This is a genomic window from Hyphomonas sp. (assembly GCF_037969335.1).
Taxonomy (GTDB): Bacteria; Pseudomonadota; Alphaproteobacteria; order Caulobacterales; family Hyphomonadaceae; genus Hyphomonas.
The window spans coordinates 1-15,877 of record NZ_JBBKXE010000140.1 but is presented as its reverse complement, the minus strand read 5'-3'; the positions used below and the strand labels follow the sequence as shown (position 1 = coordinate 15,877).

The following is a 15,877-nucleotide window of genomic DNA, read 5'->3' as shown; positions in this document are numbered from 1 at the left end:
TATCCTTATTGTCCTGCCGGGTTGGCGAGAAGCGTGTCGAGCTTTGCTGAAAAGCCCTCGACATTACGGATATCGCCTTCGAATCGGGACATTTCACCGTTAAAAACGAAGGTCGGCGTACTGTCGACACCGTCCTTCTGGGCTTCGTCATAGGTCGCTTTCAAACGCTTTCGGATCGACTCGTCTGCCATGCAGGCATCAAACGCCGCTTCGTCGGCTATGCCGTGACGTTGACCGATGGCGACGAGCGCAGCCCTCAGGACACCATTGCTCGCAGCATCCGTGATGCCGGATTGATGCTCGAACAAATCGTCCATAACATCGAAAAAGTTGTCGTCGCCAGCGCACAGCGCCATCGCATAGACAGGAACGTCAATTTCGTGGACGGGGTATTCGCGGTAGATGAAGCGCACTTTGCCTGTCGAGACGTATTTTTCCTCGATCTCGGGCAGGACCGTATCGTGGAAGTATTTGCAGGCCGGGCAGGTGGGTGATGCATATTCGATGACGGTTACCGGAGCGTCTGCTGACCCGATGACATGTCCGAAGGCCGCCGGGTCGCTTCCGCTTTTACTTTGTGCCGCGCCATTTTCATTGTTGCCACAGGCAACCAGCGCCAGCGCCGAAACGGCGGCCAAAGCAGTTCGTCTGGAGATGCGTTCCATCATCATAACCTTCGCGTTAAGAATTGAGTCGTCTTGGTTGCCAAATCGTTAATACGGTGAGTGGCGGTCTATTCCGCAACCTTTTGCAGCTCTCCGTTCAGATAAGCCTCAAAGGCTTCGGGGCTGCGCACGTCGCCATCGGCAGGTTTGACCGTGCCATTGACGACAAACGTTGGCGTGGCCTTCACGCCCAATGCATCGCCCGTCATGATCGTGTCTGCAATGCGCTGGCGGATCGGTCGGTTGGCGATGCAGGCATCAAAGGCGGCTTCGTCGGCGATGCCGTGCCGGGCAGCGATATCAATGAAAACCTGCTTGATCGTTCCGGTCTTTGAGGCCTCGAAAACATCATCCTGGTGCGCGAACAGGTCGTCCAGCACGTCGAAGAATTTGTCCTCGCCAGCGCAATTGGCCACGGCATAGGCCACGACATCGATATCATTCAGCGGGTATTCGCGGAAAATGAACTTCACCTTGCCGGTAGAGATGAATTTCTCTTCGAGGGTCGGCATGATGTCATCGTGGAAATGCTTGCAATGCGAGCAGGTCGGTGAGGCATATTCAATAACCGTCAGTGGCGCATCCTCGGCCCCTTTGGCATGGCCAAGGACGGCAGGTGCCGTGACTTCAGCCGGGATGGGCGTGGTATCATCGCCCGTTGCATTGCCGCAGGCGGCGATCACCAGCGCGAGGACCGAAACGAGAGCAGAGGGGCGGGAAACGAGTGCCATGAGGAAGAGCCTTCAAGGATAGGAACTATTTGATCGGACCAGCGTCCAGTACGGGCGAAGTAGGCGAGTCGTCTGCTGTTAGCACAGCTGCGCCGAGCGCAACAATCGCTGCGCGCAGGGCCGAATTTTCGATACGGGAAACGCTGTCTTCCAGTTGCCGGCGCTGGGCCGCCGTAAGGGGAGGCGCCTTGCGCCGCGGCTTGGTCGGTTCGCTGGTATTGAGCGCGCCCTGGACGATCTTGATGGCAATGATGTCGCCGCCAGCCGAGACGGACACGCGCTGGCGAATCGTCTCGACCTGGTGCTGCACGATAGGCGCGGCCTGCGGGATGACCCGCAATGTCAGGACCCGGCCATCCTTGCCGCCAGTGATCTTTTCAGGTCGGCAGAAGGGATAAAGTTTCTCGCCGACGATTTCCCGCCAGCGCCGCTGCAACACCTGCACGGCAGGCAGTTTCTTGGCGCCAACCTTTCGTCCCAGCCGTTCGGCGGCGAGGCCGATCTGGGGGATACCCGGATGCACCTTTCGCGCCCGCTGGTAACGCAGTCGCACGCGCGCGCGTGCCTCTTCAATCGGGTCGAGGGTTGATCTTGTGACCATTCCCCAAGACAAGCACGGCTTGATGGCGAGGAAAAGACACGCGTGCCCGGCAAGGTGAAATTCAACGGTCTCCCGGTCCGGCTGCTGGCCTGGTATGACCGGCATGCGCGCGACTTGCCATGGCGCATTTCGCCAGCCGGTCGCGCGGCTGGAATCCGCCCTGATCCCTACAGGATATGGCTATCCGAGATCATGCTGCAGCAGACGACAATTCCGCATGGGACGCCGTATTTCCATACATTTACGCAGCGTTGGCCGGATGTGGGGGCGCTTGCAAATTCTCGTGATGAGGAGGTGATGGCGGCCTGGGCGGGGCTTGGTTACTATGCACGGGCCCGCAACCTGTTGAAATGCGCGCGCGAAGTGGTGGCATTGGGCGGGTTTCCGGAGACCGAAGCGGGGCTCGTGAAACTGCCCGGGATTGGCCCCTATACGGCAGGCGCCATCGCGGCGATCGCCTTCGACCAGCAGGCCGCAGCTGTAGATGGCAATGTGGATCGCGTGTTTGCGCGCCTGCTGGCGCTGAAGGGCGACTGGGCGGCGGAAAAGAAGGTGATTGCCAAGGCTGTTCGTGCACTTGTGCCTGCGGAGAGGCCGGGGGAATTCGCCGAAGCCCTGATGGACCTCGGCGCGACGATCTGCACGCCGACCCGCCCTAATTGTCTCCTTTGCCCCCTGTCAGACCTGTGCGCGGCGTATGCGGAAGGGGTGCCGGAACGGTATCCGATGAAGCCTGCCAAGGGGGTGGTAAGGGGGCGGCAAGGGTGTGCCTATGTCCTGGTAGACGGCGACGAGGTCCTGCTTGTGCGACGCCCTGACAAGGGCTTGCTCGGGGGGATGCTGGCGCTGCCGAGTACCGATTGGCCCAAGACAGGAATCCCGGACGCGGCCCCTCCGGCCGAGGCTGACTGGCAGGCGGTCGGCGACGTCCGTCACGTGTTCACGCACTTTGCCCTGACGCTGAGCGTGAAGCGCGCGGCCCTAAACGGAAAACGCCCGGACGGGGTGTGGACACCCATCCGGGACGTTGAGGGATTGCCGACCGTCTTTGCCAAGGCGTTTCGCCTTGCGACGACGGACGCCTAGTTGAGGCCCATCTCGTCGCGATAGCGGCGGCGCAGCAGGTCGATCGGAGCTAGGTCGCGCTTGTCGGTCTCGAAGTGCCAATAGGTCCAGCCATTGCAGGCCGGGGCCTGCTGGACATGGGCGCCGAGGCGGTGGATCGAGCCGGATACTGCGCCTGTGGTCAATGAGCCGTCAACGCGGATGCGGGCCTGGAAACGGCGCTGCGGCGAGAACAGCCGGTCGCCGGGCTTCAGCCAGCCATTGTCGATGAGCGCGCCGAATGGAACGCGGGGCAGGGATTTCTTGCTGCGCTCTGTTTCCAGCATCTCGCCTTCAATCGGCGTGATGGCGGCAATGCGGGCGCGGGACAGGCGGACATATTCAGGATCGCGTTCGATGCCGACAAAGTCGCGGCCCAGACGCCGGGCGGCGGCGGCGGTTGTGCCTGTGCCGGAGAACGGGTCGAGGACGACATCGCCGGGATTGGTCGTGGCGAGCAGGACGCGCGAAAGGAGGCTTTCCGGCTTCTGTGTCGGATGGGCCTTCTTGCCGGCTTCGTCTTTCAGGCGTTCACCGCCGGTGCAGAGCGGGATGATCCAGTCGGAGCGCATCTGCTTGTCTTCGTTGAAGACTTTCAGGGCGTCATAATTGAACGTGACCCGCGAGGCTTCGGACTTGCCGGCCCAGATCAGCGTTTCATGCGCGTTCTGGAAGCGGGTGCCCTTGAAGTTCGGCATCGGGTTCGACTTCAGCCAGATCACGTCATTCTGGATCCAGAAGCCCTGGTCCTGCAGCACCGTGCCGACGCGGAAAATGTTGTGGTAGGAGCCGATGACCCAGATTGCGCCATCATCCTTCAGGACGCGGCGGCATTCAGACATCCACTCATGCGTGAACAGGTCATAGGCGTCGAAGCTGTCGAACTTGTCCCAATCATCATTGCAGCCGTCGACGACGGATTGGTCGGGGCGTGTCAGCCCGCCGCCAAGCTGGAGGTTATAAGGTGGGTCGGCGAAAACCAGATCGACAGACTGGTCGGGCAGGCGCCGCAGGATATCGATGCAGTCGCCCTGCATGATCGTGTTTCTTTTCAATTCCATTTTGCCAGCCCCGTGTAAGCAACGCGTGTTTCGTGAAAACGAATCACTGAGGGGCACCGGTTTCCAGAAGGTTACCCGCGCCCGCATTCGCCGCCCCAATTCGTTTCGGAATCGAAACTAACCGATTCGGGAGCCTGTGGATAACCCTGTGGATGCTTTTTTGAGGTTCCTGGGGATAGACTGTTAGAAACCCAGCAATAACTGGCCTTCCGGTGTTTCGAGCGGCCGGAAAAGATCGGTCCGCAAGTCGGGGCGAGGATTATCGAGGCCAAGTCGTTTTGTTTCGCGCGCAAAGCGCTGGGCAATCATCTGTGCGATCGGGCCGCGCCCCGTGCCGCGTTCGAACCAGCGCGCATCATAGTCCTGGCCACGGCGCATTTCGCGGATCGTGTTGATCACTTTCGCGGCCCGGTCGGGCACATGCGCAACCAGCCATTCGTGGAACAGGTCCTTTATCTCACGCGGCAGCCGCAACAACACATAGCCCGCGCCGGTCGCCCCATGCGTCGCCGCCGCCTCGAGCAGGGATTCAATTTCGTGATCGGTGAGGCCGGGGATCACCGGCGCCACCATCACAGTGACCGGCACGCCGGCATCTGCCAGCGCGCGGATCGTTTGCAGGCGCCGCGCCGGGGTCGCCGCCCGTGGCTCCATCTTGCGGGCAAGCGTCCGGTCGAGGGTTGTGATCGACACGCCGACCTTGGCGAGGCCCATCTCGGCCATCGGGCCGATAATATCGATATCGCGTTCAATCAGGGAGGACTTGGTCAAAAGGCTGACCGGGTGATTGTGCGCAGCCAGGATTTTCAACAATTCGCGCGTGATGCCCGTGTCGCGATCAGTCGGTTGGTAGACATCCGTGTTCACGCCCAGCGCGATGGGGCGGGCCATATAGCCGGGACGTGACAGTTCGCGTTGCAGGAGTTCAACCGCATTGGACTTGATGAAGAGCTTGCTCTCGAAATCGAGTCCCGCCGAAAGCCCGCCATAGGCGTGGCTGGGGCGGGCAAAACAATAGATGCAGCCATGCTCACAGCCGCGATAGGGATTGATCGACCGGTCAAACGAGATGTCGGGGGACTTGTTGAAAGTGATGATCGTCCGGGCAGTCTCTTTCGTCAGTTCCGTCTTGAGGCGTGACGGCGGCGCTTCCAGCCCGTCCCAGCCATCATCGAAAGCGTGCCGTGTCTCGGGTTCGTAGCGTCCGGTCTGGTTGGACACGGCCCCGCGACCGCGCTGTTCAACGCGCTCGGCAGCCTGCCGGGTATCCAGCAGTGTGACACGCCCTGTGGGCTTCAGTTTCTGTCCGGTTCTCATGGGTTTCATGTGCCCACAAGATAAAGAACGAAACAAGAACGTATTTTAGGGCGCCAGAGGGAATCTGTGGATGGACGGGAGCGTCAGCCCTGCAGGGAATCAAAATTCGTAATGATCTTGCGCACGTGTGCCGGCATTTCGAGGGCCAAGACGTCGGCCATGTCGATGCGCGCGTCTTGTGCAGGAGAATCGGCTGGCAGGGTTTTGAACAGCATGGCCCAGGGTTCAAATATCCGCGTGTCTGCAGTTTCCGTCATGACGGTGGAAACGGAAACGTGGCGCGCGTCCTTAACGATGCGGGCATATAGCGGTTCAATCTCGGCCTTGTCGCCTTCGAGGACCTGCATGAAGTTCAGACCATTATGCAGGAGGAGGCCCGTGATGGCCTTTTGGGCGTTGTGGTCGATGGCGACCGAGACAATGTCCTCAAGGTCTTGCTTGGTTATGTCGTCCGATGCCGTGCTGATGTAGATCAATCTGAACATTGTTTTCCCCGCAAAAAATGCCGCCAAAACGCGTATGCCTGCGATTCCGCTGACTTGGCGGGTAACACGGGCAGGGCGGGTTGTTTAGCGTTTTGCGATCCAGTCATGCCAGTCTTTGGCTTCGTCAATATCCGCCAGGATTGGCAGTGTTCCGACCAATGCATTCGCGGGCAGGTTGTTCCGTACGTCCAGCATGGCATGCGGTCCCGACCATCGGACGTGGCCGAACGGCGATCTGGTGCCCGAACGCTTGTTCAGGCCAAACAGCCAGAAGCCGCCATCTCGGGCCGGGCCGAAGACGGCATCATGGCGCTGCAAAGACCGGATCGCGGCCCGAATGAGCGCCGGAGATATGTCTGGCGCATCTGAACCGATGAAAAGAAGCGGTCCGGGCGGTGCCTCGGCCAAGCCGCGTTCCAGACGTTCAGTCAGGCCACCTTTGCCCTGACTGCGCCGGGAAAGGTGGGCAGGCCAGATGCCTCCGAGGCTTTCACCCAGGGCGCGGTCAGGCGCGGTGTAAAGGATGGGATTCCAAGGACCGGCCAAAGCCGACCGCATGGTGCGAGACAGCGTGAAGTGGGCGATCCGCCGCGCCTCGGTTGGTCCGAGGCCTTTCGCCAGCCGCGTCTTGGCGAGGCCCATGCGCGGCGGCTTGGCATAGATGAGCAATGTCGCTTTTTTCATGGCTTGGCCTTACTTTCGACCTCAAGCGGAGGAAAGCTGGAATTCAGTGGAGGGAGAAATGCTATGGCACCGTTTCGTATCCTGACGGCCCTGGCCAGCCTTGTAGCGCTGACCGCCTGTTTCTATAGCGAGGTGCCGCTGATCCCGTCTGGCGAGCAAGTCACATTACCGTACAATGGTGTTGTGCTCTGCCTCGCGGATGATTGCCGCATCGTGATGGCGGACAAGGACGGGGTCTATGAAATCACGCCGCCAGAGGATGAAGACGACACGCCGCTTTTCGTCCGCTTTCAGGTCCTGATCGCGAATGAAGGCAATCCGGTCTATCTCGCCGAAGCCGAAATGCGCGATGATGGTGATCCGAAGGTGAGCTACCAGTACCTTGTCGCCCATCAACGGGTGAACGCGGCAACCCATGTGCCGACCTACGAATTTGCCATGCCGTCATGCAATGATGCGCCTGACGGGATGCTGGAGGCGTTCGGTATCGAGCGGGCGGACAGCTATGCGTGCCGGGTGACCGACCTGGACGCGTTCAAGCAATACCTGATCGAGGTTCACAGCGTGGATTTCGGGTCTGAGGCATTCTGGAAAGAGGACTAGGTATAGTCCTTGGCCAGCTTGTCCGGGCTGGTGCCGAGGAGAAAGCGCGCCAGCATCCAGGCATTCTTCCACGCCCGCTTGCGCCAGCCGTCGCGTTCATATTTCACGGCAGAGGTTCGCGCATCGGCGTCAAGGAAGGTCAGCTTATCCTTGCCGACAGCGCGCACGATCATCACGTCTTCCATCAGGCGCACGTCCGGGTATCCGCCAACCTGGTCATAGAGTTTCCGGGATATCAGCAGGCCCTGGTCGCCATAGGGCAGGCCGAGCCAGCGGGCCCGGCGATTGGCGCGGGTTTCGAGCCAGCGCGCGCCCCGGTCGTCAGAGCGGTATTTGAGACGGAAGACACCCGCCTTGCCCGGCCGGTCGCGGATATGGTCTGCGACGCGTTCGGCCCATTCGCGTGAGAGCGCCGTGTCGGCATGCAGGAACAGGAACCAGTCCCCGCGGGCGGCTTCGGCGCCGGCGACCAGCTGGCGTCCGCGCCCCTTGGCGGATGTAAGGAAGGTTGCGCCCGAGGCTTCGGCGATGGCAGCGGTCTCGTCCTCGGAAAAGCCGTCCGACACGATCACCTCGCGGATAAGGCCGGACTCGAGCCCCGGCATCAGGCTTTCGAGGCATAGCGGCAGGTCGGCCGCCGCGTTCAGTGTCGGAATAATGATCGAGAGAGGAGCGGGCATGGAAATTCCCTAGCAGGCGCTTGTGATCTCAGGAACTCTCTGCGGGCAGCCGCGTTCCATCTGCAAGCCAACTTGCACAAGGAACCGACACATGACGACCATCTATGACCGCCTGAAGTCAGACCACGACACCCACCGCGAGCTTTTGGCCAATCTTGCTGAAACGTCTGGCGACAGCAGTGACCGGCGCAAACTGTGGAGCACGTTCTACTATGATGTCGGCGCGCATGCGGCTGCGGAAGAAGAGGCGTTCTACGCGCCGCTCATGGAGGCATCGAAGGGCCAGCCCATGGCGCGGCACTCGGTCTCCGAGCACCACGAACTCGACGAGATGATCCAGGACATCGAAGGCATGGACTTCAGTTCGCCGGGCTGGCTGGCGCGGTTCAAGACGATGCGCGAACGCTACGAGCACCATATCGACGAAGAAGAAAACGAAATCTTCGAAACGGCGCGTAAGGTTCTGGGCGCGGATTCGTCGGGCGAGATCGCTGCCACGTTCGACACGCGCAAGAAGAAGGAACGCAGCCTCGTCGACAAGAAGGCCGAAGCCGAACTGGAGGAATAGGTCAGGCGAGTTCGCTGAGTCGCTGCTCCACCAGCAGCAAGTCGCGCCAGGCGCGGCTCTTGTCCTGGGGACGGCGGAGCAGGTAGGCTGGGTGCAGGATCGGGATCAGTGGCACGGAAGCGCCGCCGGGCGTGGTGAAGACGTGTTCTGTCCCGCGAATCTTCATGATGCCGTCGGTCCCGTCCAGCAGGGCCTTGGCTGGCACGCCGCCAGCCGCGATGATCAGTTTGGGTTTCCCCAGTTCCACCATCCGGTCGACGAAGGGGCGGCAGACGTCCAGCTCTTCCGCGTCCGGGCTCCGGTTGCCGGGCGGGCGCCAGTAATTCACGTTGGTGATGAAGGTGTTCTCGGTGCGCGAACGACCGATGGCTGCCAGCATCCGGTCGAGCAATTGGCCCGCCTTGCCGACAAAGGGCAGGCCTTGCCGGTCCTCTTCGGCGCCTGGGCCCTCGCCGATGACCATCAGGTCGGCGCCGGGGACGCCGTCATACACAACCGTGTGTTCGCCAGCCGCTTTCAGCGGGCAGCCGTCGAACGCCTCGATGGCAGCTTTCAGCGTTTCGAGCGAATCGCAGGCCGCTGCGGCCCTGGTGGCTTCGGCGACCCAGTCGATGGGGCCACGGCCACGCCGCGACGTGGTTTTGGGTGCGGTTTTTGCAGCTGGGTCAATCGCTTTCAGGACGGGCGCCGAGGCCTTCATTTCCCGCATCAGCGCGTCGATCCGGGCGGAATCCACTTCGACGCCCATGTCCTGCCACCAGTCGGTCAGGGCCTGAAGGGCCTCACTTGACGCGGGGTTTGGCATTGCGACGCTCTGGACCTTCCTGAAACAGGCTGTAATTGCTTAGTGTTTGAAATGTACGGCGTTATCCTACACGCCAAAATGAGGAGTTACCAATGGCCGATGACGCCCCGCAGCGCGAGTCGATGGAATATGATGTGGTCATCGTCGGCGGTGGCCCGGCCGGCCTGTCGGCGGCGATACGGTTCAAACAGGTTGCCAATGAAGCTGGCGAAGACCTGTCGGTTGTCGTGCTCGAAAAGGGCGGCGAAATCGGTGCGCACATCCTGTCGGGCATCGTGCTCGACCCGAAGGCGCTGGACGAACTGCTGCCCGACTGGCGCAACAATAGCGATTGCCCGCTGAAGACCGAGGTCAAGTTCGACCGCTACAAGCTGCTCGGTGCCAGCGGATCGGCTGAACTCGGCTGGCTGCCTTTCCCGCCGCTGATGAGCAATCATGGCTGCTATGCCGGGTCGCTGGCGAATGTCTGCCGCTGGCTCGGCCGCGAGGCCGAAGCGCTGGGCGTGGAAATCTATCCCGGCTTTGCCGCATCTGACGTGGTCTACGGCGAAAACGGCGAAGTGCGCGGCGTGGTTGCTGGCGTCATGGGCATCGGTGCGGACGGTAAGAAAAAACCCGACTACGAGCCCGGCATGGAACTGCTCGGCAAATATGTCCTGTTCGCGGAAGGCGCGCGCGGCTCGCTGACCAAGCAGATCATGAACAAGTACGACCTGCAGGCCGATTGCGACCCGCAGAAATTCGGCATCGGCTTGAAGGAAGTCTGGTCCGTGCCGGAAGATATTTTTGTCGATGGCCTGGTGCAGCACTCGTTCGGCTGGCCGGTGCAGGACAAGGACGGCAATGGCGGCGGCTTCCTGTATCACTTCCGCGACAATGGCGAGCCCTTCGTGTCGGTCGGCTACGTCGTCCACCTCAATTACAAGAATCCCTACCTCGCGCCGTACGAGGAATTCCAGCGCTACAAGCACCACCCTGACATCAAGCGCTATCTCGAAGGCGGCAAGCGCGTGGCCTATGGCGCCCGGGCGATCACGTCGGGCGGCCTGCAGTCCATTCCGAAGCTCAGCTTCCCGGGCGGCGCGCTGATCGGCTGCTGTGCCGGGTTCGTGAACCTGCCGCGCATCAAGGGTACGCATAATGCCATGAAGACCGGCATGCTTGGCGCCGAAGCGGCGTTCGAAGCGATCAAGGCGGGCCGGTCCGGTGACGAGATGACCGAGTATGACGATGCGATGCATGCCAGCTGGGTCGAGAAAGACCTGTCGACCGTGCGCAACATGAAGCCGCTAATGTCGCGCTTCGGCACGATGATCGGCGCCATGATCGGTGTGCCGGACATGTGGATGCGTTCGCTGCTCGGCTTTGGTTTCCTGCCAACCCTGAAGCACGGCAAGACGGATGCTGCGTCGCTGAAACCGGCCAAGAACTACACGCCGATCACCTATCCGAAGCCGGATGGCGTGCTCAGCTTCGACAAGCTGACCAATGTGTCCTTCACCAACACGTTCCATGGTGAGGACCAGCCGGTTCACCTGAAAGTGCTGGATATGGCCCTGCAGAAATCGTCCGAGCATGATGTCTATGCCGGACCTTCGGCGCGCTACTGCCCGGCGGGTGTCTATGAATGGATCGAAGAAGGCGGTGAGCTGAAGTTCCAGATCAACGCGCAGAACTGCATCCACTGCAAGACGTGCGACATCAAGGATCCGAACCAGAACATCAACTGGACCGTGCCCGAAGGCGGCGGCGGCCCGGCCTATCCGAACATGTAGGTTCGCCAACACAAAAGCGTGACAAGAGCGCGGGCAGGGCAACCTGTCCGCGCTTTTACCATTTGGGGCCTTGTTCTCGCCTCACGGGACTGCTTCATTCTTCGCACCTGCGAAACGGAGAAACCTGACGCCCATGCGCTTCAAGCCAGTCTTAGCCGCCTCTGCCCTTTCAATCGCCATTTCGCTTGCAGGCTGCGCCTCAACCGAACCTGCCCAGATCATTGATGCGTCTGCTTCGGCATACGATGACGCCGGTCTGTCGGCGGCAGCCCGGTCAACGGCCGTGATCGGCGCGAATGGTAAGCCCGTGGGCATTTCGGCCTATCCGGCGCCGATCGACGCGGTCAAGGCGGGCGACATGGCGGCGTTCCTGCTGATGACGCAGGGTCTGGCCCCGGAAGACAAGGAGTCCAATCCGCTATTCAATGCCTTCCTTGCCATTGACCGCGCAGCAGCCGGCGACACGGCGGGTGCGCGTGTCATTCTGGACATCCATGATGACGCTGATGAGACCACCAGCCGGTCGCGACTGTATGGCTATCTTGATGCCTGGTTTCTCGCGATGGACGGCCAGACTGATGCAGCCATCGAGCGGCATCGGGGCACGTCTTCCGGCATGCCCGGACTGACGGGCGACCTGTCGCTGGCTGCCATGCTGGAAGCGGTTGGCCGTCCCGATCAGGCACTGGCGGTTTACGAATCCCTGACGCCGTCGAAAATCGAGGCGCCCGAGCACCAGTTCGATCCCAAGGGTCTGCTTTACTCGCACGTGAAAACCGTGATCTCGCGCCATGCCCTTTTGCTGCAGAGGCTCGGACGCATTGATGAAGCGAAGGCCGTGTACCAACGCCTCGCCGATGCCGAACCCGAAGAGGCGATCAGCTATGCCGCGGCGCTCGACAGTCTAGAGACGGGCAAGAACCTCAGGAATGAGCCGCTGACCGTGCGGGCCGCTTTTGCGCAGTCTCTGGCCGATGTGTCGCGGGCGATGCAGGAGCAGCGCATTATCCGCAAGATCATGATGGGCGGGCGCCCGGACGGGTTTGACGACCAGCGCTCGGCGCTCGATCAGGTCGCCCTGCTTGTCTATCCCGAAGATGAGGGCCTGCGCACATCCATTGTGGATGATTTCTACGAGAACGCACTTTACGAATCCGCCGCGCATGTCGCCCTTGTGGGACCGAAGTCGACGGCGCCGCTGGAAATCGCAGCTGGCCAGGCCCTGCTCATGGCAGGACAGGAGGATGCGGCCCGGGCCGCAATCGACCGGGCGATTGCTCTGTCAGACGATGAAAACCGCCTGCAAACGCTTTACGGCGCCCTCCAGTTGCGCACCTTGCTTGATGATGAATCTGCCGCGGGAGACTTGCTCGACGACCTGCTTGCGTCGGCCGAAGGGCCTGCAGAAAGGGCCGCTGCGCACGGGCTCGCGGCCGAAATTTATGGCCAGTTCGGCAATTATGCGAAAGCGGCCGTGAACGCTGAACAGGCCCGCGAACTCGACGACACGCATGATCGGCGCCTTGCGCTGGCAGACGCATGGGGCAAGGCAGGCAAGGTCAATGACGCGATCATCTTGCTGCGCACCGAGCGGCTGGCGCGTCCGAATGACCCCTATACGCTGAATTCTCTGGGCTATTTCCTCATCATCCATACGGACAAGTATGAAGAAGGCTACCGTATCCTCGCCCGCGCCAAGGCACTGGCGCAGCATGATCCGTATATTTCCGACTCGTTCGGCTGGGCCTTGTTCAAGATGGGCGACCTGAAGGCGGCGCGCCGCCTGGTGGAATCCTCGCGCAAGGAATTGCAGCCGCACCGGCACTGGGAGATCGAAAACCATCTCGGCGATATCTATTGGTATCTCGACATGAAGGATGACGCGCGCGAAGCTTGGCAATATGCCCTCGACAATCGCCCGCCGGCTGTCGAGCGTCGCAAGCTGGAAGAGAAGCTGGCCTCAGGCCTGTCCGCACCGGCGCCGGAGAAGCGTCCGTTGCCCGATGTTTCGCTGACCGACGGCGAAGTCGATCGGCAGGACATCTGACACTGGGCTCTTTAATGCGCCGCCAACGCGCCTTAGTATCGCCGGAAACGAATGCGATTCCGGCGCTTGATGCCAGAACTCGCTGGCCCTTGTAACAGGACGAGCACATGGCTGACGCCTATGAGAAACCCCGCATTCCGACCTGGGTTTGGCCGGTGGCAAAATGGTCTGTCATTGCCGGTTTTATTCTGGCGGTTATCGGCTTCATAGCGCTCTGGCTTTATTTTGCCGCGCTGGGCCGGGATGTGCCGAGTATTTCCAAGCTGAAACAGTACGAACCTCCGATCACGTCGCGGGTTCATGCTGGCGACGGGACGCTGATTGCCGAATTTGCTGACGAGCACCGCGTGTTCGTGCCCTACGAATCGATCCCCAAACACGTCATCGACGCTTTCGTGGCGGCGGAAGACAAGAACTTCTTCACGCATGACGGACTCGACTATGTCGGAATCACGCGTGGCGCCGTGAATTCGGCCAAGAACAAGGTGACAGGATCGGGTGGTCTGCAGGGCGGGTCGACGATCACGCAGCAGGTTGCCAAGAACATGCTGCTGACCCGTGACCAAAACCTCAAGCGCAAGGCCAAGGAAGCGATCGTCGCCCAGCGCATGGAGAAAGAGTTTACTAAGGGCGAGATCCTGGAACTCTATCTCAATGAAATCTATCTCGGCGGACGCTCCTATGGCGTCGGCTCGGCGGCACTCAACTATTTCAACAAGTCGCTGCCCGAGCTGAATATCTCAGAAGCCGCTGTGCTGGCCTCACTGGCCAAGGCGCCCTCGGCAGTGAACCCGTACACTAATCCGGAAAAACTCCTTTTCCGTCGCAACTACGTCCTCAACCGCATGGTCGAGGACGGGTATATCACGCGTGAACAGGCCGATGAGGCGATCGCCATGCCGCTGACCACGACGAAGCGCCTGCGCGGACCGGAATATGCGGCCGCAACCTATTTCGTTCAGGAACTGCGCCGGGACCTGATCAAGACCTATGGTGAGGAAACGCTGGAGCAGGGCGGACTGTCGATCCGTTCGACGATTGACACGCGCATGCAGCTGGCCGCCCAGCAGGCCCTGCAGGATGGCCTTGTCGCGTATGACCGGCGCCACGGCTATCGCGGACCCGTGGCAACGCTACCGATTGGCGATGGCATGCTCGAAGCGCTGAACGCCGTCGACCTGCCCGGCGGCTATGGCACATGGGAAGCCGGCCTCATTACATCGATCAATTCCAAGGGCGCAGAGCTCCTGTTGACCGACGGCGCCAAGATCAAGCTGCCTGCCGAAGAGCTCGAATGGGCCAAGACGTTCGACCCGGAGGTCGGCAAGCCCGGCCTGCAAGTCGGCTATGTCGTTCTGGCCGAATTGAAGCGCCAGGTCCTGAACGCGAGGGAGACCGGCGCGCCCGACCCTGAAACACCCGAGCTCGACGAGGAGGGCAACCCGATTGCCCGGCCTGTTGCGCAATCCATGTTCCTGCCTGTCGGCAACGCCACGCTGCGCCAGGTGCCGGAAGTCGATGGATCGCTTATCGCAATCGACCCGCACACGGGCCGGATCCTGGCGATGCAAGGCGGCTATTCCTTCTTCAAGAGCAATTATAACCGCGTCACGCAATCGAGGCGCCAGCCCGGCTCAAGCTTCAAGCCCTTCGTCTACGCGGCGGCGCTGGAAAAAGGCTACACACCGGCGACCCGCATGCTGGACGCGCCGTTCGTGTCGTTCGATGTTTCGACCGGCGACTATTGGCGTCCGGCCAACTATACCGAAGGGCGCTCCTACGGCATGGTCACCCTGCGCATCGCGCTCGAGAAATCGCTCAACCAGGTCACCGCGCGTGTCGCCCAGGATATCGGCATGGAAGCCGTCTCCGAACTGTCCGAGCGTCTCGGTGTCTATGACAAGCTGCCGCCCTACTCGGCCATGTCCCTTGGTGCAGGCGATGTCTACCTGATCAATCTGGCGCGCGGTTACGCCGCTTTCGTCAATGGCGGCAAGATGGTCACCCCGACGCTGCTCGACCGCGTGCAGGATCGTCATGGACGCACCCTGTTCCGCCACGATGAACGCGCCTGTGACGGGTGCGAGGCGGAAGAATGGAACGGGCAGGCGCCGCCGGAATTGCCCGACAATCGCGATCAAGTGCTCGATCCGATCATCGCCTACCAGATTACCCACATGCTGGAGGGCGTGGTCGAGCGCGGGACCGGCCGCCGGGCCCTGCGGGTCGGCAAGCCGCTGGCCGGCAAGACCGGTACGACCGATGATTATCGCGACGCGGTGTTCATGGGCTTCTCGCCTGACATCGTGGTTGGCGTGCGCGTCGGGTTCGACGACAATCGTTCCTTGGGTGAAGGCGAGGCCGGCGGCTCCGTCGCTGCGCCGATCTTCACCGATTTCATGGAAAAGGCGCTGGAATTCACGCCCGCCATCCCGTTCCGGATCCCTCCCGGCGTGCGGCTGGTGAAGATCGATGCCCGCACCGGAGAGCTGCCGGGCCCCGGTACATCGGTCATCATCGACGAGGCATTCCGCCCGGGCACCGAGCCCGGCATGGCGGCCTTCAACGGCACCGATGACTGCCTGTCGATTTCGGGTGCGTGTGGAAATTCCGGCTCAGGTTCGGGCACGTTCGGAACCTTCGATCCGCGCACGGGTGAGCAGCCGGTCCCCGAAGACGGCCAGCCGCGCAAGGCACCTGAAAAGTCTGCCGACGACAATCTCGACGGTATTTTCTGACCAGGCTTTTGAC

General features: G+C 61.3%; 15 protein-coding genes. 6 read left to right on the top strand and 9 right to left on the bottom strand.

Features of this window, described 5'->3' with window-relative positions; genetic code table 11:
- Positions 1-5: 5 nt before the first annotated feature.
- The 3 genes from AADA04_RS10550 to AADA04_RS10540 form a co-directional block, all read right to left on the bottom strand.
- Entirely contained in the window at positions 6-668 is a 663-nt protein-coding gene (locus AADA04_RS10550) for a thioredoxin domain-containing protein (RefSeq protein WP_340693228.1), read from the bottom strand.
- A gap of 65 nt (positions 669-733) precedes the next feature.
- Positions 734-1,396 carry a thioredoxin domain-containing protein gene (locus AADA04_RS10545; RefSeq protein ID WP_340693227.1) on the bottom strand — a complete coding sequence of 221 codons (663 nt, stop codon included), beginning with the start codon at positions 1,394-1,396 and terminating at the stop codon, positions 734-736.
- A gap of 25 nt (positions 1,397-1,421) precedes the next feature.
- Positions 1,422-1,997 (bottom strand): DciA family protein, encoded by a 576-nt coding sequence (locus AADA04_RS10540; protein ID WP_340693226.1) that lies wholly within the window; start codon positions 1,995-1,997, stop codon positions 1,422-1,424.
- A gap of 42 nt (positions 1,998-2,039) precedes the next feature.
- Between AADA04_RS10540 and AADA04_RS10535 the strand changes: the two genes are divergently transcribed.
- Entirely contained in the window at positions 2,040-3,083 is a 1,044-nt protein-coding gene (locus AADA04_RS10535; protein ID WP_340693225.1) for an A/G-specific adenine glycosylase, read from the top strand.
- Here the strand turns inward: AADA04_RS10535 and AADA04_RS10530 are convergent.
- The 4 genes from AADA04_RS10530 to AADA04_RS10515 all read right to left on the bottom strand — a co-directional run bounded on the left by AADA04_RS10530 (position 3,080) and on the right by AADA04_RS10515 (position 6,648).
- Entirely contained in the window at positions 3,080-4,162 is a 1,083-nt protein-coding gene (locus tag AADA04_RS10530; RefSeq protein ID WP_340693224.1) for a site-specific DNA-methyltransferase, read from the bottom strand. The two genes, AADA04_RS10535 and AADA04_RS10530, sit on opposite strands and share 4 nt — an antisense overlap.
- Positions 4,163-4,345: 183 nt before the next feature.
- On the bottom strand, positions 4,346-5,488 hold the full coding sequence (locus tag AADA04_RS10525) for a PA0069 family radical SAM protein (protein ID WP_340693223.1): 1,143 nt from the start codon (positions 5,486-5,488) through the stop codon (positions 4,346-4,348).
- A gap of 74 nt (positions 5,489-5,562) precedes the next feature.
- The gene (locus tag AADA04_RS10520) at positions 5,563-5,964 is read right to left on the bottom strand and encodes a BLUF domain-containing protein (protein WP_340693222.1); all 402 of its coding nucleotides are present in this window, start codon (positions 5,962-5,964) and stop codon (positions 5,563-5,565) included.
- A gap of 84 nt (positions 5,965-6,048) precedes the next feature.
- Positions 6,049-6,648, bottom strand: a complete 600-nt coding sequence (locus AADA04_RS10515) for a DUF2064 domain-containing protein (RefSeq protein WP_340693221.1) — start codon at positions 6,646-6,648, stop codon at positions 6,049-6,051.
- A gap of 63 nt (positions 6,649-6,711) precedes the next feature.
- Between AADA04_RS10515 and AADA04_RS10510 the strand changes: the two genes are divergently transcribed.
- Positions 6,712-7,251, top strand: coding sequence for a hypothetical protein (locus AADA04_RS10510; protein ID WP_340693220.1), 540 nt, complete (start codon positions 6,712-6,714; stop codon positions 7,249-7,251).
- On the opposite strand, the gene AADA04_RS10505 is transcribed toward AADA04_RS10510, so the two are convergent.
- Positions 7,248-7,931: a TIGR04283 family arsenosugar biosynthesis glycosyltransferase gene (locus AADA04_RS10505; protein WP_340693219.1), complete on the bottom strand. Its 684-nt coding sequence runs from the start codon at positions 7,929-7,931 to the stop codon at positions 7,248-7,250. The two genes, AADA04_RS10510 and AADA04_RS10505, sit on opposite strands and share 4 nt — an antisense overlap.
- A 91-nt stretch (positions 7,932-8,022) precedes the next feature.
- Here AADA04_RS10505 and AADA04_RS10500 point away from each other — a divergent pair, with 91 nt between their 5' ends.
- Positions 8,023-8,499, top strand: coding sequence for a hemerythrin domain-containing protein (locus AADA04_RS10500; RefSeq protein ID WP_340693218.1), 477 nt, complete (start codon positions 8,023-8,025; stop codon positions 8,497-8,499).
- Between the two features lies 1 nt (position 8,500).
- Here the strand turns inward: AADA04_RS10500 and AADA04_RS10495 are convergent, their stop codons facing one another.
- Complete coding sequence (locus tag AADA04_RS10495) at positions 8,501-9,304, bottom strand: uracil-DNA glycosylase (protein ID WP_340693217.1); 804 nt, start codon at positions 9,302-9,304, stop codon at positions 8,501-8,503.
- Positions 9,305-9,396: 92 nt separating this feature from the next.
- Here AADA04_RS10495 and AADA04_RS10490 point away from each other — a divergent pair, with 92 nt between their 5' ends.
- From AADA04_RS10490 to AADA04_RS10480, 3 genes are all read left to right on the top strand, one after another.
- Positions 9,397-11,079 (top strand): electron transfer flavoprotein-ubiquinone oxidoreductase, encoded by a 1,683-nt coding sequence (locus AADA04_RS10490; RefSeq protein ID WP_340693216.1) that lies wholly within the window; start codon positions 9,397-9,399, stop codon positions 11,077-11,079.
- A 133-nt stretch (positions 11,080-11,212) separates the two neighbouring features.
- A complete protein-coding gene (locus AADA04_RS10485) occupies positions 11,213-13,126 on the top strand; it encodes a tetratricopeptide repeat protein (RefSeq protein WP_340693215.1) in 1,914 nt (637 codons plus the stop codon).
- 107 nt (positions 13,127-13,233) lie between these two features.
- Positions 13,234-15,864 carry a penicillin-binding protein 1A gene (locus AADA04_RS10480; RefSeq protein ID WP_340693214.1) on the top strand — a complete coding sequence of 877 codons (2,631 nt, stop codon included), beginning with the start codon at positions 13,234-13,236 and terminating at the stop codon, positions 15,862-15,864.
- Positions 15,865-15,877 lie beyond the last annotated feature (13 nt).

Coding starts and splice junctions, on each gene's coding strand:
- AADA04_RS10520 (WP_340693222.1), bottom strand. CDS start 5,964: ATGTTCAGATTGATCTACATCAGCACGGCATCGGACGACATAACCAAG.
- AADA04_RS10485 (WP_340693215.1), top strand. CDS start 11,213: ATGCGCTTCAAGCCAGTCTTAGCCGCCTCTGCCCTTTCAATCGCCATT.
- AADA04_RS10550 (WP_340693228.1), bottom strand. CDS start 668: ATGATGGAACGCATCTCCAGACGAACTGCTTTGGCCGCCGTTTCGGCG.
- AADA04_RS10540 (WP_340693226.1), bottom strand. CDS start 1,997: ATGGTCACAAGATCAACCCTCGACCCGATTGAAGAGGCACGCGCGCGC.
- AADA04_RS10545 (WP_340693227.1), bottom strand. CDS start 1,396: ATGGCACTCGTTTCCCGCCCCTCTGCTCTCGTTTCGGTCCTCGCGCTG.
- AADA04_RS10495 (WP_340693217.1), bottom strand. CDS start 9,304: ATGCCAAACCCCGCGTCAAGTGAGGCCCTTCAGGCCCTGACCGACTGG.
- AADA04_RS10480 (WP_340693214.1), top strand. CDS start 13,234: ATGGCTGACGCCTATGAGAAACCCCGCATTCCGACCTGGGTTTGGCCG.
- AADA04_RS10530 (WP_340693224.1), bottom strand. CDS start 4,162: ATGGAATTGAAAAGAAACACGATCATGCAGGGCGACTGCATCGATATC.
- AADA04_RS10500 (WP_340693218.1), top strand. CDS start 8,023: ATGACGACCATCTATGACCGCCTGAAGTCAGACCACGACACCCACCGC.
- AADA04_RS10515 (WP_340693221.1), bottom strand. CDS start 6,648: ATGAAAAAAGCGACATTGCTCATCTATGCCAAGCCGCCGCGCATGGGC.
- AADA04_RS10510 (WP_340693220.1), top strand. CDS start 6,712: ATGGCACCGTTTCGTATCCTGACGGCCCTGGCCAGCCTTGTAGCGCTG.
- AADA04_RS10505 (WP_340693219.1), bottom strand. CDS start 7,931: ATGCCCGCTCCTCTCTCGATCATTATTCCGACACTGAACGCGGCGGCC.
- AADA04_RS10490 (WP_340693216.1), top strand. CDS start 9,397: ATGGCCGATGACGCCCCGCAGCGCGAGTCGATGGAATATGATGTGGTC.
- AADA04_RS10525 (WP_340693223.1), bottom strand. CDS start 5,488: ATGAAACCCATGAGAACCGGACAGAAACTGAAGCCCACAGGGCGTGTC.